Origin of the sequence: Rhodobacter flavimaris (genome assembly GCF_021378075.1) — a bacterium.
In the GTDB taxonomy this organism is placed as follows: Bacteria; Pseudomonadota; Alphaproteobacteria; order Rhodobacterales; family Rhodobacteraceae; genus Rhodobacter; species Rhodobacter flavimaris.
In genome coordinates, this window is the sequence record NZ_JAJUOS010000015.1 from 52,600 (window position 1) to 69,393 (window position 16,794).

The following is a 16,794-nucleotide window of genomic DNA, read 5'->3' on the forward strand; positions in this document are numbered from 1 at the left end:
CCGATGCCAAAACTCTGCGCAGACACACCCCACATTCACCCCGGCTGCGAGATCGTCAACGCGCAGTTCGGCGCCTATGTCGAGATCGGTCAGGGGTCACGGATCGTCAACACGACCTTCGAGGATTACGCCTATTGCGACCGCTTGGCCGACGTCGCCAACTCGACCGTGGGCAGGTTCTCCAATATCGCCGCGATGACGCGGATCGGGCCGACCGATCATCCGTGGCGCAACGCGGCGCAGCATCATTTCCTCTATCGCTCGTCCTATTACTTCGAGGATGCGCAGGATGACCCCACCTTTTTCGCGCATCGCGCCTCGCGGCGCACGACACTGGGGCCGGACTGCTGGATTGGGCATGGCGCCATCATCAAACCCGAGGTCAGTATCGGCGCGGGCGCCATAGTGGCCTCGGGCGCCGTGGTCACCAAGGATGTCGCGCCTTTCATGATCGTCGCGGGCTGCCCCGCGCAGCCCCTGCGGATGCGCTTCCCAGAGGCGGTGGCGGAACGCTTGCTGGCCCTCGCCTGGTGGGATTGGGATCACGCCACCCTGCGCGCACGGCTGGACGATTTCCGCAACATACCCGCCGAAGCCTTTCTGGAGCGCTACGAGGCCTAACCCCCCGGCGCGACCGTCAGCGCAACCCGGTCCCCGGCAAACCAGCTCTGGCCGAACTCGACCGGGACACTCTCGGGGTCGACGTTAATCGCCTCGGTGCGCAGCACCGGCGCGCCCTCGGCCACCCGCAAAAGACCGGCCCGCGGCCCGCGCGCGACCTGCGCGGTGACGCGCGTCGAGGCGCGGGTGTAATCGGTCAATCCCTGCTCGGCCAGTGCCGCGGTGACCGAACTGAGCCGTTCAAGCGCAGCGGGTAAGTCGGGAAAACGCTCGGCCGGAAAGACCGAGCGAAACAGGCAAATCGGCAGGGCATCGCCATACGAGACACCCTCGAACACATGGACCTTTCCGACGCCGAGGGCGGCCTGTTCCTCAGGGCTGGCCGGACGGGTTTCGATCCGCGTGACCTTGCGTGAGGGCGTGCGCCCCGAGGCCGCGATGTTCTGCTGAAAACGCACCCGCCGCCCAAGTGGGTAGTCGGCGGGCGGGCGCGCCGCGACGAAGACACCGGCACCACGCCGCGCGACCAAAAGGCCCGCTGCGGCCAGATCCGCAAGAGCATGGCGCACGGTGTGGCGATTGACCCCGAAGCGTGACGAGAGTTGCGCCTCGGTCGGCAGCTTGCCGCCCTCGGGGTAAAGCCCCTCGGCGATCTCCTGACGCAGCGCATCGGCGATAGTGCGCCAGACCGGCACCCGATTTGTCATGGAAGTTTCATTTGTCATCGCAGACGTTTCCCGTCAATATTTGTCTAGTTGTATAGAACCATAGACAAGTTGACAAGATGTCCAGTTCGACGATGACACAGACGCGGCGTCAGGAATGGATGGGCGTTCTTGCCCGTGCGCGGCCCGCGCAACTCGCGGCCCTGCTCCCCGATCTGCCCGCTCATGACTACCTGCGCGCCCCTGAAACCGGCTGCGTCATGGTGCGCGGCCGGATCGGCGGGGCCGGCGCGCCCTTCAACCTGGGCGAAATGACGGTCACCCGCTGCGCACTGAAGATCGACGGCGGAGCGGTTGGGCATGGCTATGTCCAGGGTCGCGACAAGATGCACGCGATGCGCGCCGCGCTGGTGGATGCGCTGATGCAGGGCAACGATGCCGGGCGGATCGAGGCCGAGGTTCTTGCGCCGCTGCGCGCCGAGCAGTCAGGCCAGCGCCTTGCCCGCGCCGAGAGGGCCGCGGCGACCAAGGTCGAGTTCTTTACGATGGTGCGGGGGGAAGATTGATGACGCAGGCCGATATCCTGTCCGGCGGGTTTGCCGAGGCCCCTCAGCAAGCAGCCCGCGCCTTTCGCGCCTGCCTTGAGGCGATGGCACGCCCCGGCCGCATCCAGCGCATCGAGGGGGCCCACCCGCCCGCGCCGCTGTCACCCGCTGCCGGGGCGGTTCTGCTGACCCTCGTGGACAGCACGACCCCGCTTTGTCTCGCGCCCTCCCACGATCTGCCCGCAGTGCGCCAGTGGATCGCCTTTCACTGCGGCGCGCCTCTGGCCGAACCTGCGCAGGCGGTCTTTGCCCTTGGCACTTGGGAGGCGCTGCAACCGCTTTCCGCCTTCCCGATCGGCACGCCGCAATACCCCGACCGCTCGACGACGCTGATCGTTGAGATGAACGCGCTCAGCCCGCCGAACGCCGTGCTGACGGGGCCGGGCATCGAAGACAGGCAGCCCGCCCGCCTGCCCGAAATCGACAGCCTCATCGCGAACCGGGAACTCTTCCCGCTTGGGCATGATTTCTTCTTCACCGCAGGCTTCGAGATCGCGGCCCTGCCGCGCACGACCGAACCGGAGGCGCTCTGATGTATGTCGCGACCAAAGGCGGAGAGCGCGCGATTGACGCCGCGCACCAATGGCTGGCCGAAGAGCGGCGCGGCGATCCTTCTGCGCCCGAGCTGACGATTGTGCAGATCCGCGAGCAGATGGCGCTGGCGGTCAACCGCGTCATGGCCGAGGGCTCGCTTTATGACCGCGATCTTGCCGCGCTGGCGATCAAGCAGGCGCGCGGCGACCTTATCGAGGCGATCTTTCTGATCCGCGCCTATCGCACCACGCTGCCGCGCTTTGGCGCCTCGCAGCCGGTCGATACCGACGCGATGGCGCTCTCGCGCCGGATCTCGGCCACGTTCAAGGACGCGCCGGGCGGCCAGGTGTTGGGACCGACCTTCGATTACACGCACCGGCTGCTGGACTTCACATTGATGGCCGAGGGCGAGGCGCCGCAAGCCGCGCGAAAACCCGCCGACCCGGCGCCCGCTCCGCATATCCTGCAACTGCTGGACCGCGACGGGTTGATGGAGCCCCTGCCCGCGTCTGACGAAACCCCGCCCGACCTCACGCGCGAGCCGCTCGAGATGCCCGCCGACCGGCCGCTGCGCCTGCAAGCACTTGCGCGCGGCGACGAGGGGTTCGTTCTGTCCATGGCCTATTCGACGCAGCGCGGATACGGTCGCACGCATGCCTTCGTGGGCGAGCTGCGCATCGGGACCTGCGCCGTTGATATGGAGATCCCCGAACTTGGCTTTGCCATCGAGATCGGTGAGATCGAACTGACCGAATGTGAGACGGTGAACCAGTTCACCGGCTCGAAGACGGAACCTCCGCAATTCACCCGCGGCTATGGCCTTGTCATGGGCCAGTCCGAGCGCAAGGCGATCTCGATGAGCCTTGTCGATCGCGCCCTACGGTGGGCGGAACTGGGAGAAGACGACATGGGCGCCCCCGCGCAGGATGCCGAGTTTGTCCTTTATCACTGCGACAACATCCAGGCGACGGGCTTCCTTGAGCATATCAAGCTGCCCCATTACGTCGATTTCCAGTCCGAGCTGGAGCTGATCCGAAAGCTGCGCCGCGACGCCGGGGCCGAGACCTGCAAGGAGGCCGCGGAATGAGCGAGGCCGCGTATAATTTCGCCTATCTCGACGAGGCGACGAAACGGATGATCCGCCGCGCCCTGCTCAAGGGCCTCGCAATCCCCGGCTACCAAGTGCCCTTCGCCTCGCGCGAGATGCCGATGCCCTATGGCTGGGGCACGGGCGGGGTGCAGGTGACCGCCGCCTGCCTTACGCCCGAAGACTGCCTCAAGGTCATCGACCAGGGCGCCGATGACACGACGAACGCGGTCTCGATCCGCAAATTCTTCGAGCGCACCGCGGGCGTCGCCACGTCCGAGCACACTGCGGCCGCCAGCGTGATCCAGACCCGCCACCGCATCCCCGAACAGGCGCTGACCGAGCGGCAGATCCTTGTCTACCAGGTGCCGATCCCCGAGCCCCTGCGCTTTCTGGAACCGCGCGAGAGTGAGACGCGCAAGATGCACGCGCTTGAGGAATACGGGCTGATGCATGTGAAGCTGTATGAGGACATCGCCCGGCATGGCGCGATCGCCACCTCCTATGCCTATCCGGTCAGGGTCGAGGGGCGCTACGTGATGGACCCCTCACCGATCCCGAAATTCGACAACCCCAAGCTGGGCGGCATGGCTGCGATTCAGCTGTTCGGGGCCGGACGCGAGCAGCGCATCTACGCCGTGCCGCCCTATACCCGGGTCGTCAGCCTCGATTTCGAGGACCACCCGTTCGAGGCCTCGAAAGCCGCGCATGACTGCGACCTGTGCGGCGCGGCGCATAGCTACCTCGACGAGGTCATCACCGACGATAAGGGCGGTCGCATGTTCGTCTGCTCCGACACGGATTTCTGCGCTATGCGCCGCGCCGAAGGGCATGTCGGACGGCTTTCCCCGAAAGGAGCGGCGGCATGACCCTGCATCGGACCATCAACCTTGATCTCGACTCGCCACTCTTGCGGGTCGAGGCTTTGACCAAACTCTACGGCGCGCGGATCGGCTGTGCGGACGTTTCCTTCGATCTCTATCCCGGCGAAGTGCTGGGGATCGTCGGGGAATCCGGTTCGGGCAAGTCCACGCTTCTGTCCTGCCTTGCCGGGCACTTGGCCTGCGATGAGGGCCGCGTTCTTTACCGCAATCGTGATGTCGTCACACTCTCCGAACCCGAGCGGCGCCTGCTGTCGCGCACCGAATGGGCCTTCGTGCACCAGAACCCGCGCGACGGTCTGCGCATGGGCGTCTCGGCGGGCGGCAATGTCGGCGAGCGTCTGATGGCCGTCGGCGCGCGCAACTACGCCGCGATCCGCGCAAGCGCGACGGACTGGCTTGGCCGGGTCGAGATCGCGGCCGAGCGGATCGACGACCGTCCGCGCCAGTTCTCGGGCGGAATGCAGCAGCGTCTCCAGATCGCGCGAAACCTGGTGACCTCGCCCCGCCTTGTCTTCATGGACGAGCCGACCGGAGGACTCGACGTCTCGGTTCAGGCGCGGCTGCTTGATCTGCTGCGTTCTCTTGTGCGCGACATGGGGCTAAGCGTGATCATCGTCACCCATGACCTCGCCGTGGCGCGCCTGCTGGCCGACCGGCTGATGGTGATGAAGGATGGCCGCGTGATCGAGCAGGGCCTGACCGATCAGGTCCTGGACGATCCGCAGCACGCCTATACCCAGCTTCTCGTTTCCTCTGTCTTGCAGGTCTGAGCGATGCCCAACCCCATGATCCTGATCGAGAATGTCTCGAAACGTTTCACCCTTCACAATCAGAACGCCGCAGTCATTCCGGTGATGACAGGCGCGCAGATGCGGGTTGAGCCGGGCGAATGCGTGGCGCTGACCGGCCAGTCCGGCGCCGGAAAATCGACCCTGATGCGGATGATCTACGGCAATTACCTTGCCGCCTCCGGCTCTATTCTCATCGGCGGGCTTGACGTCGTGCGCGCCTCCCCGCGCGAGATCATCCGCCTGCGGCGCGAGACGCTTGGCTATGTCAGCCAGTTCCTGCGCGTCGTGCCGCGCGTTCCCACGCGCACCGTGGTGGCCGAGCCGCTTCTTGCCCTTGGGCATGGCGAAGCCGAGGCCCACGCCCGCGCCGAGGAGTTGCTGAAGATGCTCAACATCCCTGAGCGCCTCTGGTCGCTGTCGCCCACGACCTTCTCGGGCGGTGAGCAGCAGCGTGTGAATATCGCGCGCGGTTTTGCACATGACTATCCCGCCCTGCTGCTCGATGAGCCCACGGCCTCGCTCGATGGGGCGAACCGCGAGGTGGTGCTGCAACTGATCGAGCGCGCCAAGGCCCGTGGCGCCGCCATCGTGGGGATTTTTCACGACGAGGCCGCGCGCAAGCGGGTCTGCGACCGCGAGATCGACGTGACCGGCTTCACCCCACGCAAGGCCGCATGATATGCAGCCGATCCCGCAAGCGGGCCGCCTTGTTGCAATCGTCGGTCCCTCCGGTGGGGGCAAGGACACCCTGATCGGCGGGCTACTCGCCACCCACCCCGAGATCCACCGGGTGCGGCGGACAATCTCGCGCCCCGCTGCGGCTGAGACGGAAGATTTCGAAAGCGTCACCGCGGCAGAGTTCACGGCGCTGGACGGCGCGGGCCGCTTCGCGCTCCGCTGGTCGGCGCATGGGCTGGAATACGGTATCCGGCACAGGGAACTGGCGCCGCTTGCCGCAGGGCGCACCGTAATCTTCAACGGCTCGCGCAAGGCGCTGGCCGAGGCCGTCGCAGCCTATCCGCAACTGCATGTCGTTCAGATCGCAGTCTCGCCCGAGGTTCTGGCGCAACGGCTTTCCGCGCGGGGGCGCGAAAGCGCCGACGATATCCTGCGGCGCCTTGCCCGCGCCGATCTGGCGCTGCCCATAGGGATCACCGCCACGACCGTCTGGAACGACAGCACGCCCGCCGAGGGCATCGCCCGCCTGATCGACGCGCTTCAGCCGGTGAGGGCGTAGCGATGCAGCAGATGGAACCGACCATCCTCACCCTCGCCGAACAGGCAGATCTGGTCGATGCGGAAGGGGCGCGGCAAGAGCGGGTCGAAGGTGCGCCGCGCAACCGCCTCAAGCTGGCCAAGCAGATCGGGCGGCAGGCCGCTCGACAGCGTCATGTGAAAGCGGAATTCCTCAAGCACATAGGGATAGCCGAACTGCTCCAGCAATGCGCGGTGACGCGGCCCGAGCTTGTCGGCATTGCGGCGCACCAGATCCTGCGCACTCAGCGGGGCGCGGAACGGATCGAGCACAGTGACGATCCGCGCGGCCAGTGCCTTGAGCGGCCCATCGTCACCCTCGGGTCGCAGCGCCAGAAAGCGTCCCGCCATCTGCCCCAAGGCGAGCCCGTCCAGCGCGACCGCCGCCAGATCGGCGGCGAGCATCTCGACAGCCGCAGCCAGGGCCTCGGGCGAGCAGCCCTCGGCCAGCCGGAATGGCGCCTTGAGCGTCGCGTGAAATCCGTATCTTCGTGGCTCGGCCGTCAGCTCGGCCAAGGGGCGCGGCAGGTCCGGGAACTCGGGCTGCGGCACGGGGCATCCGGCCTCGGCGTCCCAGCCAAGCCAGGCCGCGGCCGTCCGGGCCAGCGCCCCCTCGGGCGGGGCGAAATAGATCGCATATCGTTTCATCGCACGCATGACGTCTTCATCGCCGCTCTATGTCACCGCGGTGTGACAGTCCTCTGCCAAAGCGAATACCTAATCTGAGTCGAGGAACCTTGCCATGACCCAAACCATCCTTGCCAATGCCATGCTCGTATTGAAAGACGAGGTGATCGCAGGCAGCCTTGTCATGCGCGACGGGCAGATCACGGACATCGCGCCGGGCAAGACCGTGCCCGAAGGGGCGGTCGATTGCGGCGGCGACCTGGTGATGCCCGGCCTGATCGAGCTGCACACCGACAATCTCGAACGCCACATCGAGCCGCGCCCCAAGGTGAACTGGCCCCATGCCGCGGCAATCATCGCGCATGACGCCGAGCTTTGCTCGGTCGGGATCACAACGGTGTTCGATGCGCTGCGCGTGGGCTCGATCGGGGCGTCAGGCGGGCGCTCGGATTACCGCGAATACGCCCGCGACCTAGCCAGCGAGATCCTTGAGATGCGCGCCAAGGATGCGCTGCGCATCAGCCATTACATCCATCTGCGCGCCGAGACCTGCTCGGAGACGCTAATCGCCGAGCTTGCCAAGTTCGGCCCGGAAGATCGGGTCGGCATCGTCAGCCTGATGGATCACACGCCGGGCGAGCGCCAGTTCCGCGACCTGAGCAAGCTGCGCGATTATGTCTGCGGCAAACACGGGCTGAGCGAGGCGCAATTCGACGAGCATGTCGCCAGCCAGATCGCGCTGAAGGAACGCCTGGGTGCCGCGCATGAGGCGGCCTCGGTCGCGGCGGCCCGGCGTTTCGGCGCGGTGCTCGCAAGCCATGACGACACGACCGCCGATCAGGTGGCGCATTCCGCATCGAAGGGCGTTCACTTCGCCGAGTTCCCCACCACCGTCGAGGCCGCCCGAGCCTGCCGCGCACAGGGCATCGCGATCATGATGGGGGCGCCCAACCTGATCCGGGGCGGTTCGCATTCGGGCAATGTCGCGGCGCATGAACTGGCCGAGAACGACCTGCTCGACATCATCTCCTCGGATTACGTCCCTTCGGCGCTGCTATCTTCGGCTCTTCTGTTGGGCGATCTGTGGGGCGATACCGCGCGCGGCATCTCGACGGTGACGGATGCGCCCGCGCGCGCGGTCGGCCTGACGGATCGCGGACGGCTTGAGCCGGGCAAGCGCGCCGATCTGATCCGCGTGAAACGGATCAACGGCGCCGGAATGCTGCATGGGGTCTGGGTCAAGGGTGAACGCGTCGGCTGAGGACCCCTTACAGACTCCGCTCTCGCAACTCAGCACTCTTTTATGAGGCCCAAGGTGTTCAGTCCGAGCATCTGGTGGACCGTGTCGAGGATGAATCGTTCCGGCTCTGAGGTTCAGTCTAAGCAGATGTATGAGGTGCCCCTAGATTTGTAGACGCTTTGCCCCCTAACTTTGAGGCTAGGAGGCCGACATGGGGACGAGTAATTACAGCGACGAGTTCAAGCGGGACGCGGTGCAGCAGATCCGCGACACCAAGCTCCTTCATTGCGGCCCCGTAGGAGCGAAGCTTGTCCGTCACAAAGACATCGGTGCGGCCATGCTTCCTCATTGTTCTTCTGAGAAATTTCAGTGCAGCCTTCTTGTCCCGCCTCTTGGTCACGACGCTTTCGAGCACCTCGCCTTCGTGATCAACGGCGCGCCAAAGATAGTGGCGCTCGCCGTTAATCTTCACAAACATCTCGTCGAGATGCCATCTCCAGTGGCTCGATTTCATCCCCTCAATGCGACGCTTCCGGATCTCCGTGGCGAACATCTGTCCAAACCGATGCCACCAAAATCGGACCGTCTCATGGCAGATGTCGATGCCCGCTCATGCAGCAGATCCTCGACATTGCGGAGAGGATGAGGGAAGCGGATATACATCATCACGGCTAACCGGATGACTTCAGGGCTCGTCTTGAAATAGCGGAAAGGCGATCGTTTCGTTATCCGGAAAGGCGACGTGACCACCCTGCCCTCCTCAAGCCAGGTTCATTTGACAGCGCCTGTTGGTTGCAGGCATCTGCAGTTAATTGCATAATGCACCCAGAAAGTTATGCGAGGGAGTTGCTGCATGGACTGAGAGCAATCGCCCCACAACGCATAACATCTCGCCGCAGAAGATTTAATCAATTGTATTCATTCGGCTTTCAAGCAGCGTAAAGGGACAGAACCAGGAGGAAATGATGCCCGACAAACCGCTTGAAACACTGAACTTTCTTGAGCAGGGCGAGCTTATCCGCCAGACGATGGAAGATGCCCCTGACGAGCTCCCTGCCCTACTTGCGGACCTGAAGATCGGAAGGCGCAAGGCTTACTACCTCGCGGCCGTGGTACGTGCTTTTGAGGGGCTCCCCGTCTCCCGCGAAGACCTTCTCAAGATCGGATGGACGAAGCTTCAGATCATTCACACAGGCCTGAATACTGAGAACTGGAAAGTCCGGTTGGACATGGCGAAAGATCTGCCAGTCTATCTGCTCAAGGATTACTTGGTGACGGGTAAAGTCGAAGATCCCAAGAACTGTGTGTTGCTTTACCTCACCGATGATGAGTTCGAAGTCTTCCAGGAGGCAATCGGTCCGCACATGGTGAAGGGAAGCGCGCGCGAAAAGGAAACCGCGCTGATTGCTGCTCTCCGCAGCATAAAGGACACATCGGGATCCCTGAAACTCAAGACGCCGCCCAAGACATGGCACAAGTAAACCAAGGAACCCACAGCCGCGCAGGGAAAGACAAAATAGGCGGAATCCGGACGTTGGCTGCGCGTCGAAGGATCGTCCGCTCTGGGCCGAATGTGAAGACGTAATCTTGGGCCTCGCATAATGCCCAAGAGTCAAAATTCTCATGTTGCGCCGGTTGACCCGCAACCCTGCCTCAGCGGCAGCTTTTTGGTCAGACGCCCCCTCCGTGATCTGACATCTGGGCGCTGCTGCGGCGAATCGATTTTGTCAATCCGTTAAACTGCTCGGCCCAACGTCATTCCCTTCTATGACACTCCCCGCGCGATCCAGCCTCCGCAATAGCCGTGGTGGAGCGTGGTCAGTTGTTGCAAGCTGCGACAAACCGTTTTGAAGCCGAGAAGACGCGACATGCTGAAGTCCAAACTTATGACCTATATTGATGCCGTATCCCGTCATGGGTCAGTTCGGAGAGCTGCCGAGGTTCTCAACATTGCCCCTTCAGCGGTCAACCGGCAGATACTGGAATTCGAGCGGGCGATCGGCACACCGCTGTTCGACCGTATACCCCGGGGCATGAAACTGACCAGCGCGGGCGAGGTCGTCGTCAGCCACATCCGCCGCATGGACGGGGAGATCGCGCTGATGGATGCCCGGCTACGGGATCTGCGCGGGCTTCAGTCGGGAACCGTGCGGTTGCTCGCGGCATCGGGCTTGATGTCGTCCTTCGTGGCGCAGGTCGTCGCGCAGTTCTGCGAAGCGCACCCGCTTCTCGACCTCAAGATCGACACTCTGCCGTCCGACGACATCGTCCGCCTGGTCGGCGAAGGCGACGCGGACCTAGGGCTGAGTTTCGACCTGCCCCGCGACCCGGACCTGATCACGCTGGCCAGCATGCATCAGCCCCTTGGCGTCGTCGTGGCGCCCGATCATCCCTTGGCACCTCGGCCCGCGCTCAGGCTCAGCGACTGCGTGGGCGAGCGGCTGATCCTGCCGCCGAAGGGCAGCGGCATTCGCGTGCTGCTGGACGTCGCCTTTGCCGAGACGAGGATAGAGCCGAACATCGTGATCGAATCCAACTCTGTCCAGCTGCGCAAGGCCCTTGTCCGCGAGGGCGTGGGGATCACGATTCTCGCCGCCGTCGACCTGATAGGGGACGTGTCGGACGGGGTTCTCAGCCATGTTCCCTTAGCCGATCCGCATGTTCCGGGGCAGACGCTGAAGCTTGTCGCCCGCGCAAAAGGCACGCTTGAGCCGCTTCAGGCCAAGCTAGCGGAGGCTTTCCGCAAGGCTTTTGACGGGCTTGGAGCTATAGCGTAGACATTTTTAGGACGGATATAGCGAATCTTTGCGCTTTTAATGTTCTCTTGCTCCGGCATGCTTGGGGTATCGCGTCCGGCCAAGACGGCGGCGCACCAGTCAGGAGATCCAGAATGCGCACCAGCCTCATCGCCCTTGTCGCTGCCCTGTCGGCGGCACCCGCGCTTGCCGACACTTGGCCCAGCCAGACCATCCGGATCGTCGTCGGCTTCACTCCCGGCGGGTCGAGCGACCTTGTCGCCCGTCTGCTGGCCCCGCTGGTCAGCGAAGATCTGGGAACCGAGGTGATTGTCGAGAACATGCCTGGCGCAGCCTCCACCATCGCGGCCGCGACGGTCGCCGAAGCCAATGCCGACGGCTACACCTTCTTCCTGTCAAACGTCTCGGCCAACGGCATTGCGCCCTTCACCTATCCGACCCTCGGCTACGACCCGGTTGCGGACTTCAACGATGTCACCATCCTAGGCTACATCCCCGCTGTGCTGCTGGCATCCAAGGACGCCCCGGTCTCGACGCTGGAGGAGTTCCTGGCCCAGGCCAAGGCAGAGCCGGTCCTCTTCGGGTCGGGCGGTCACGGCACAATGAACCACGTCAGCGGCGAACTGCTGAACATGTCCGCGGGCCTCAAGATGGAGCATGTGGCCTATAAGGGATCGGCGGAGGCGATGAACGACCTGCTGGCGAGTGTCATCGACTACCAGTTCGACGCCCTGACCCAGAACATCGGGCAGATCAACGCGGGCGCGATCAAGGCGCTGGCGATCACCACGCCCGAACGCTCCCCCGCTGCACCTGAGATCCCGACATTCGCGGAGCTCGGCCTGCCCGAGGTCGTAGCGTTCAACTGGGTCGGCCTCTCCGCCCCCGCCGGCACCCCGGACGAGATCATCGCGAAGTTCTACGAGGCCACCCACAAGGCCATGCAGGACGCGAAGATCAAGGCGCAGTTCACCAAGTGGGGCATGTTCCACGTCGACAGCACGCCCGCGGAGGCCGAGGCCTTCGTCGCCGACGAAGTCGCCAAGTGGGGCAAGGTTGTTCACAGCGCGCCGGTGTTCAACTGATGACCAGAATATCTTTCATCATGAACGGTCGGCACAACGACCGTGGCTTCGTGCAGGAAGGCTACGAAGGCGTGCTCGCCGCGCGCGATGCCCAGGGGTTCGATCTCGACATCGTCGAGTTCACCAGGGGCAGCCCGGATGATCTTCAGGCCGAGATCGAGGCCGCCGTGCAGCGGGGCGCCGACGGCGTCATCGTGCACGGCAGCCGGGCCGACAGTTCGCTGGAGGAAGTGGCTGGTCGCCATCCCGACTGTGCCTTCCTGTCGCCCGGCGGCCGGGCGGAGGGTCCGAACGTCTGGAACTACGCAATCCGTCACTATGAGGCCGCCTATCTCGCCGGGCTTTTGGCGGGAAGCATGACGCAGACGGGCGTTGTCGGGCACCTCTCGGGGGTCTTCATCTCCCCGGGCAAGAAAGGGCGGGCGGGCTACGTCGACGGCGTGCGGACGGCCAATCCCGACGCACGGATCGTCACCGGCTTCTGCGGCAACCAGGACGACCCGGACCTCGCCGCTCGCTGGATCGAGGCGGAAGCAAAGGCCGGTGCGGACATCATCTTCACCATGCTGAACTACGGCCGGTCGGGTGCGGTCGCCGCCTGCCGCGCGGCGGGGATCAAGCAGATCGGCAACATCCGCGACTGGTGTGCTGAAGAACCGGACGTTTTCATCGGATCGGCCCTCTCCCGGCACAGCTGGTCGATCCGCGCATGGACGGCCGACCTGATTGCGGGGAAGCTCGAAGGGGGGCGCAACCTGCACCCCGGCCTGGAGGATCCGTCGGCCGTCGGGCTGAGCCTCGGCGCCTCGGTCCCGCAGGACGTCCGCACCCGGATCGAGGCGGCGCGCGAAGACATCGTCGCCGGCCGCCGCACGATCGTGACCACCTATGACGGGCCGGAGTTCACCCCTGACACCGTCATGGACATCGCCTGAGGACAAGATGGCAGAGCGCAGAGAGAGAACCGACCTGATATGCGGCCTGGCCGTGGGGGCGCTTGGGCTCCTTGCGCTCTGCTCCTCCCTCACCTGGGATTTCGGCTCCATGCGGCGGATCGGTCCCGCGGCCTTTCCGGCCCTGACCGGAGTGGTACTCATCGGCTTGGGGCTTGCCATCGCGCTGTTCGACCGCACAGTCCCTGAGGACGCCGCGCCGCCTGCGGTGAACCTTCGCGGTTTCTTCCTCGTCGTCGCGGGCCTCGCCGCCTTTGCCGTGCTGATCAAGCCGGCGGGCATGGTGCCGGCGGTCTGGGCGGCGGTCTTTCTGTCGGCCCAGGCCGATCCGGCGGCGCGCTGGCGTGACACGCTCCTCGTCGCGGTCGTGATGACCGTCATCGCACTTGGACTGTTCGTCCACCTGCTGGGCTTTCAGGCCCGCGCCTTCGGAGCCTACTGATGCTTGAGAACCTGACCCTCGGCTTTTCGGTCGCCCTGTCGCTCGGGGGCCTGCTCTACTGCCTGCTCGGCGTGGTCCTCGGCACGGTGGTCGGCGTGCTGCCCGGTCTGGGCGTCATGGCGACGCTGGCGATCCTGATGCCGATCACCTTCCACCTCGATGCCGTGCACGCGCTGATCATGCTGTCGGGCATCTACTACGGCGCGGCCTATGGCGGCTCGACCGCATCGATCCTGCTGAACCTGCCCGGGACAGCGAACACCGCGATCACCTGCCTTGACGGCTATCCAATGGCGCAGCAGGGACGCGCGGGCGTGGCCCTGATGATGACCGCCGTGGCATCCTTCATCGGCAGCATCCTCGGCCTGCTGATCCTCGCCTTCTGCGCTCCGATTCTGGCGCGGGTCGCGCTGAATTTCGGATCGCCCGAGTATTTCACACTCATGGTGCTGGGCCTGCTGGCCGCGGGCATGCTGTCCAAGGGCTCGCAGCTGAGATCCGTCGCCGCCATCTTCATCGGCCTCTTCCTGGGGATCGTCGGCACAGACATCAGCACCGGCGTGCAACGCTTCACCTTCGATCTGCCTGAGCTCTACACCGGCCTGCCCCTCGTCGCGATCTCCCTAGGCCTCTTCGGCCTGCCGGAGGTCATCGCCAACGCGGGCCGCAAGGACAACGCACCGCAGATGGTGGGGAAGATCACCATGCGCTCCATGATGCCGACGCGAGAGGATCTCCGCCGGTCGACGATGCCGATGCTGAGAGGCAGCGCCATCGGGTCGTTCTTCGGCGCCCTGCCCGGCACCGGCAGCCTAATCGCCTCCTTCGCCTCCTACGTGGTCGAGAAGAAGTCGCACCGCGACCCGTCGATCTTCGGGCACGGCGCGATCGAGGGCATCACCGGCCCTGAGGCCGCTAACAACGCCGCGACGCAGACCGCCTTCATCCCGACTCTCACGCTTGGCGTGCCGGGCGACGCGATCATGGCGATGATGCTGGGCGTCATGCTGATCCACGGGGTCGCCCCGGGGCCGCGGCTGATCACGGAACAGCCCGACCTGTTCTGGGGGCTCGTGGCCAGCTTCCTCATCGGAAACGTGCTGCTGGTGATCCTCAACATCCCGCTGGTCGGGCTCTGGGTCCGCCTGCTGCGGATTCCCTACCACATGCTCTTTCCGGCAATCCTCGTCTTCATCTGCCTCGGCGTCTACAGTGTGAACTACGCGGTCGTGGACCTCGTGCTGGTGATGGCCTTCGGGCTCGTCGGCTACGGCATGTCGCTCATCAGGCTGGAACCTGCGCCGCTGATACTGGGCCTCGTGCTGGGACCGATGATGGAGGAAAACCTCCGCCGCACGTTGATGATCTTCCGCGGAGACCTCTGGGCCATCTGGGACCGCCCGCTCTCGGTCGCTTTCCTTGCCTGTAGCTTGGCGCTGGTGGTCTGGAGCTTGGTCGGGAAATCCAAGGCGAAGAGGGAACTCGCGGCAGATTTGTAAGGATTTGCAGCAGAGCGCTCCAATGATGCGCCGGGTGTGCGGTCAGCCTATTCCTCCGCCAACGCAGTATCGGAAAGGCCATTAAAAGTATCGATGCCTGGCAGAGAAAGTGGTCGTTCACCACAGACATTGCGAACGGCTGCTCAGGGCCGAAGATCGCGTGACGGTGATTTGAATTTCGGCGTCTCGACCAAGCAAAGACTATCTCTGATTGTGTGAGGCCCTCTCCTCGTGATCAGATAACCATCGTGATTACCTCCCGTACGAAAACAATTGGATTCCAACCGATGGACTTTGATGACCTTATTGAGCGCGTTGCCGCTCCTGAGAAGCGGGCTAGGGTCAGGACTCATTGAGTTTCAAAGCCAGTAGATAACGAGTGCCGCGAGTGCGATAGCTGACAAGAAGACCTTCGGGCATCTGTCGTATCTGGTCGCGACACGCCGCCAATCCTTGAGCCTGCCGAACATGATCTCGATGCGATTGCGGCGTTTGTATCTGCGCTTGTCGTACTTGATGGGTTTCTTGCGCGGTTTCCGGCCAGGGATGCAGGCGCGTATTCCTTTGTCTTTCAACGCTTCTCGGAACCAATCGGCGTCGTAGCCACGGTCACCAAGCAGCCAGTCAACTTTGGGCAGACTGCTGAGAAGAGCCCGAGCGCCGATGTAGTCGCTGACCTGCCCGGCGGAGACAAACAAGTTGATTGGTCGGCCTTGGCTGTCGCAGATTGCGTGAAGCTTGGTGTTCATGCCGCCTTTGGTGCGTCCGATCAGGCGTCCACGCCCCCCTTTTTAACGCCCATGCTGGTCGCTGTTCGGTGAGCCTTGAGATAGGTGGCGTCGATCATCACGGTCTTCTCTTCGCCGTGCCCGGCGGCCAAACCCACCATCATCTGCGCAAAGATACCCTTGTCGCTCCACCGCTTCCAACGGTTGTAGAGCGTCTTGTGTGGTCCGTATGCGTTTGGAGCGTCGCGCCACCTTAAGCCATTGCGATTGATGAAGATAATGCCGCTCAGCACTCGCTTATCATCAACACGCGGCTTGCCGTGGGACTTCGGGAAGAAGGGCTCAAGGCGCGCCATCTGCGCGTCGCTCAGCCAGAGAAGATCAGACATGTTCACCGCTCGGTTTTCGAACCGTGAATCACGTCATAGGGCGGAAATCAATGGGTCCTGACCCTAGGAAGCGCGTGGTTTCAGGTTATAGGCCAGACGTCAGAGCCCTGATGTTCTCGAAGCATGGCGACTACATAGGCTTTCTCGCTAGAGAGTGGTGGGAGGGTATGATGCATACCAATAGACCTGCGCGGATATGCTCCCTGGCATTTGGAGTTGGGGGATATGCCATGCTGGCAATTCCCACCTTGGACGTCGCTCAGGCTGTTCTACGGCACCTATTCACCGGCTAGTCGTGCGATCGCAGCGAAGGCCCGGTCTGACGGACCGCACGGCGGCGCAGCCGAAGAAGGATCAAGATCCGCAAAGGGTCGTTAGCGACCGTTGTTTTTCCGCCACACCCCTTCTTGCGCCCCATTTGCTTCCAGAGCGCTTCCAGCGCCGAGAGCGCAACGCAGATTACCGCCCTTTGGCGGCGCGTAACGTATTGTAATTGCTGTGTAATTTTGGTTGCGGGGGTAGGATTTGAACCTACGACCTTCAGGTTATGAGCCTGACGAGCTACCGGGCTGCTCCACCCCGCGACGGTGACGCGTTTGCGTCGGGCCCCGAGGGCATTGTTATGCGATCGGGG

General features: G+C 63.9%; 18 protein-coding genes, 1 tRNA gene and 1 pseudogene. 15 read left to right on the forward strand and 5 right to left on the reverse strand.

Annotation, left to right across the window (positions count from 1 at the left end; genetic code table 11):
* Positions 1 to 3: 3 nt before the first annotated feature.
* A complete protein-coding gene (locus tag LZA78_RS16015) occupies positions 4 to 621 on the forward strand; it encodes an LbetaH domain-containing protein (RefSeq protein WP_233677921.1) in 618 nt (205 codons plus the stop codon).
* On the opposite strand, the gene phnF is transcribed toward LZA78_RS16015, so the two are convergent.
* On the reverse strand, positions 618 to 1,328 hold the full coding sequence (gene phnF / locus LZA78_RS16020; RefSeq protein WP_233677922.1) for a phosphonate metabolism transcriptional regulator PhnF: 711 nt from the start codon (positions 1,326 to 1,328) through the stop codon (positions 618 to 620). The genes LZA78_RS16015 and phnF overlap by 4 nt on opposite strands.
* A 92-nt stretch (positions 1,329 to 1,420) precedes the next feature.
* Here phnF and phnG point away from each other — a divergent pair, with 92 nt between their 5' ends.
* Genes phnG through phnN form a run of 7 tightly spaced genes read left to right on the forward strand, consistent with a single transcriptional unit; the run spans position 1,421 to position 6,424 of the window.
* Positions 1,421 to 1,852 carry a phosphonate C-P lyase system protein PhnG gene (phnG, locus tag LZA78_RS16025; RefSeq protein WP_233677923.1) on the forward strand — a complete coding sequence of 144 codons (432 nt, stop codon included), beginning with the start codon at positions 1,421 to 1,423 and terminating at the stop codon, positions 1,850 to 1,852.
* A complete protein-coding gene (gene phnH / locus LZA78_RS16030; RefSeq protein WP_233677924.1) occupies positions 1,852 to 2,424 on the forward strand; it encodes a phosphonate C-P lyase system protein PhnH in 573 nt (190 codons plus the stop codon). Before phnG ends, phnH begins: the two co-directional genes overlap by 1 nt.
* A complete protein-coding gene (locus LZA78_RS16035) occupies positions 2,424 to 3,512 on the forward strand; it encodes a carbon-phosphorus lyase complex subunit (protein ID WP_233677925.1) in 1,089 nt (362 codons plus the stop codon). Before phnH ends, LZA78_RS16035 begins: the two co-directional genes overlap by 1 nt.
* Entirely contained in the window at positions 3,509 to 4,381 is an 873-nt protein-coding gene (locus tag LZA78_RS16040; protein WP_233677926.1) for an alpha-D-ribose 1-methylphosphonate 5-phosphate C-P-lyase PhnJ, read from the forward strand. The genes LZA78_RS16035 and LZA78_RS16040 overlap by 4 nt, the downstream gene beginning before the upstream one ends.
* The gene (phnK, locus tag LZA78_RS16045; protein WP_233677927.1) at positions 4,378 to 5,166 is read left to right on the forward strand and encodes a phosphonate C-P lyase system protein PhnK; all 789 of its coding nucleotides are present in this window, start codon (positions 4,378 to 4,380) and stop codon (positions 5,164 to 5,166) included. Before LZA78_RS16040 ends, phnK begins: the two co-directional genes overlap by 4 nt.
* A gap of 15 nt (positions 5,167 to 5,181) precedes the next feature.
* On the forward strand, positions 5,182 to 5,865 hold the full coding sequence (gene phnL / locus LZA78_RS16050; protein WP_233677939.1) for a phosphonate C-P lyase system protein PhnL: 684 nt from the start codon (positions 5,182 to 5,184) through the stop codon (positions 5,863 to 5,865).
* A 1-nt stretch (position 5,866) separates the two neighbouring features.
* Positions 5,867 to 6,424 carry a phosphonate metabolism protein/1,5-bisphosphokinase (PRPP-forming) PhnN gene (gene phnN / locus LZA78_RS16055; RefSeq protein ID WP_233677928.1) on the forward strand — a complete coding sequence of 186 codons (558 nt, stop codon included), beginning with the start codon at positions 5,867 to 5,869 and terminating at the stop codon, positions 6,422 to 6,424.
* Here the strand turns inward: phnN and LZA78_RS16060 are convergent.
* On the reverse strand, positions 6,406 to 7,098 hold the full coding sequence (locus tag LZA78_RS16060) for a DUF1045 domain-containing protein (RefSeq protein ID WP_233677929.1): 693 nt from the start codon (positions 7,096 to 7,098) through the stop codon (positions 6,406 to 6,408). The genes phnN and LZA78_RS16060 overlap by 19 nt on opposite strands.
* A gap of 85 nt (positions 7,099 to 7,183) precedes the next feature.
* Between LZA78_RS16060 and LZA78_RS16065 the strand changes: the two genes are divergently transcribed.
* Positions 7,184 to 8,329: an alpha-D-ribose 1-methylphosphonate 5-triphosphate diphosphatase gene (locus tag LZA78_RS16065; RefSeq protein ID WP_233677930.1), complete on the forward strand. Its 1,146-nt coding sequence runs from the start codon at positions 7,184 to 7,186 to the stop codon at positions 8,327 to 8,329.
* Between the two features lie 241 nt (positions 8,330 to 8,570).
* Here LZA78_RS16065 and LZA78_RS16070 read toward each other — a convergent pair.
* Positions 8,571 to 9,037, reverse strand: a pseudogene (locus LZA78_RS16070) (IS6 family transposase); the annotation flags it as partial.
* A 236-nt stretch (positions 9,038 to 9,273) separates the two neighbouring features.
* Here LZA78_RS16070 and LZA78_RS16075 point away from each other — a divergent pair.
* The 6 genes from LZA78_RS16075 to LZA78_RS16100 all read left to right on the forward strand — a co-directional run bounded on the left by LZA78_RS16075 (position 9,274) and on the right by LZA78_RS16100 (position 15,043).
* On the forward strand, positions 9,274 to 9,789 hold the full coding sequence (locus tag LZA78_RS16075; RefSeq protein WP_233677931.1) for a hypothetical protein: 516 nt from the start codon (positions 9,274 to 9,276) through the stop codon (positions 9,787 to 9,789).
* A gap of 387 nt (positions 9,790 to 10,176) precedes the next feature.
* Positions 10,177 to 11,085, forward strand: a complete 909-nt coding sequence (locus LZA78_RS16080; protein ID WP_233677932.1) for a LysR family transcriptional regulator — start codon at positions 10,177 to 10,179, stop codon at positions 11,083 to 11,085.
* Between the two features lie 113 nt (positions 11,086 to 11,198).
* Positions 11,199 to 12,149 (forward strand): Bug family tripartite tricarboxylate transporter substrate binding protein, encoded by a 951-nt coding sequence (locus LZA78_RS16085; protein WP_233677933.1) that lies wholly within the window; start codon positions 11,199 to 11,201, stop codon positions 12,147 to 12,149.
* Positions 12,149 to 13,084, forward strand: a complete 936-nt coding sequence (locus LZA78_RS16090) for a BMP family protein (RefSeq protein ID WP_233677934.1) — start codon at positions 12,149 to 12,151, stop codon at positions 13,082 to 13,084. The genes LZA78_RS16085 and LZA78_RS16090 overlap by 1 nt, the downstream gene beginning before the upstream one ends.
* A 7-nt stretch (positions 13,085 to 13,091) precedes the next feature.
* A complete protein-coding gene (locus tag LZA78_RS16095) occupies positions 13,092 to 13,544 on the forward strand; it encodes a tripartite tricarboxylate transporter TctB family protein (RefSeq protein WP_233677935.1) in 453 nt (150 codons plus the stop codon).
* Positions 13,544 to 15,043: a tripartite tricarboxylate transporter permease gene (locus LZA78_RS16100; RefSeq protein ID WP_233677936.1), complete on the forward strand. Its 1,500-nt coding sequence runs from the start codon at positions 13,544 to 13,546 to the stop codon at positions 15,041 to 15,043. Before LZA78_RS16095 ends, LZA78_RS16100 begins: the two co-directional genes overlap by 1 nt.
* A gap of 359 nt (positions 15,044 to 15,402) precedes the next feature.
* On the opposite strand, the gene LZA78_RS16105 is transcribed toward LZA78_RS16100, so the two are convergent.
* Both LZA78_RS16105 and LZA78_RS16110 read right to left on the reverse strand, forming a co-directional pair.
* Positions 15,403 to 16,160 (reverse strand): IS5 family transposase gene (locus LZA78_RS16105; protein ID WP_233677937.1). Its coding sequence is split into 2 segments (ribosomal slippage): positions 15,403 to 15,836 and positions 15,836 to 16,160, totalling 759 coding nucleotides; the frame shifts between segments, so codons are not numbered across the junction.
* Positions 16,161 to 16,667: 507 nt separating this feature from the next.
* A tRNA-Met gene (locus LZA78_RS16110) sits at positions 16,668 to 16,744 on the reverse strand.
* Positions 16,745 to 16,794 lie beyond the last annotated feature (50 nt).

What these genes read in the sequence shown, in the direction of transcription:
- LZA78_RS16015 (WP_233677921.1), top strand. Translation starts at nt 4, where the DNA reads ATGCCAAAACTCTGCGCAGACACACCCCACATTCACCCCGGCTGCGAG.
- phnF (WP_233677922.1), bottom strand. Translation starts at nt 1,328, where the DNA reads ATGACAAATCGGGTGCCGGTCTGGCGCACTATCGCCGATGCGCTGCGT.
- phnG (WP_233677923.1), top strand. Translation starts at nt 1,421, where the DNA reads ATGACACAGACGCGGCGTCAGGAATGGATGGGCGTTCTTGCCCGTGCG.
- phnH (WP_233677924.1), top strand. Translation starts at nt 1,852, where the DNA reads ATGACGCAGGCCGATATCCTGTCCGGCGGGTTTGCCGAGGCCCCTCAG.
- LZA78_RS16035 (WP_233677925.1), top strand. Translation starts at nt 2,424, where the DNA reads ATGTATGTCGCGACCAAAGGCGGAGAGCGCGCGATTGACGCCGCGCAC.
- LZA78_RS16040 (WP_233677926.1), top strand. Translation starts at nt 3,509, where the DNA reads ATGAGCGAGGCCGCGTATAATTTCGCCTATCTCGACGAGGCGACGAAA.
- phnK (WP_233677927.1), top strand. Translation starts at nt 4,378, where the DNA reads ATGACCCTGCATCGGACCATCAACCTTGATCTCGACTCGCCACTCTTG.
- phnL (WP_233677939.1), top strand. Translation starts at nt 5,182, where the DNA reads ATGATCCTGATCGAGAATGTCTCGAAACGTTTCACCCTTCACAATCAG.
- phnN (WP_233677928.1), top strand. Translation starts at nt 5,867, where the DNA reads ATGCAGCCGATCCCGCAAGCGGGCCGCCTTGTTGCAATCGTCGGTCCC.
- LZA78_RS16060 (WP_233677929.1), bottom strand. Translation starts at nt 7,098, where the DNA reads ATGCGTGCGATGAAACGATATGCGATCTATTTCGCCCCGCCCGAGGGG.
- LZA78_RS16065 (WP_233677930.1), top strand. Translation starts at nt 7,184, where the DNA reads ATGACCCAAACCATCCTTGCCAATGCCATGCTCGTATTGAAAGACGAG.
- LZA78_RS16075 (WP_233677931.1), top strand. Translation starts at nt 9,274, where the DNA reads ATGCCCGACAAACCGCTTGAAACACTGAACTTTCTTGAGCAGGGCGAG.
- LZA78_RS16080 (WP_233677932.1), top strand. Translation starts at nt 10,177, where the DNA reads ATGCTGAAGTCCAAACTTATGACCTATATTGATGCCGTATCCCGTCAT.
- LZA78_RS16085 (WP_233677933.1), top strand. Translation starts at nt 11,199, where the DNA reads ATGCGCACCAGCCTCATCGCCCTTGTCGCTGCCCTGTCGGCGGCACCC.
- LZA78_RS16090 (WP_233677934.1), top strand. Translation starts at nt 12,149, where the DNA reads ATGACCAGAATATCTTTCATCATGAACGGTCGGCACAACGACCGTGGC.
- LZA78_RS16095 (WP_233677935.1), top strand. Translation starts at nt 13,092, where the DNA reads ATGGCAGAGCGCAGAGAGAGAACCGACCTGATATGCGGCCTGGCCGTG.
- LZA78_RS16100 (WP_233677936.1), top strand. Translation starts at nt 13,544, where the DNA reads ATGCTTGAGAACCTGACCCTCGGCTTTTCGGTCGCCCTGTCGCTCGGG.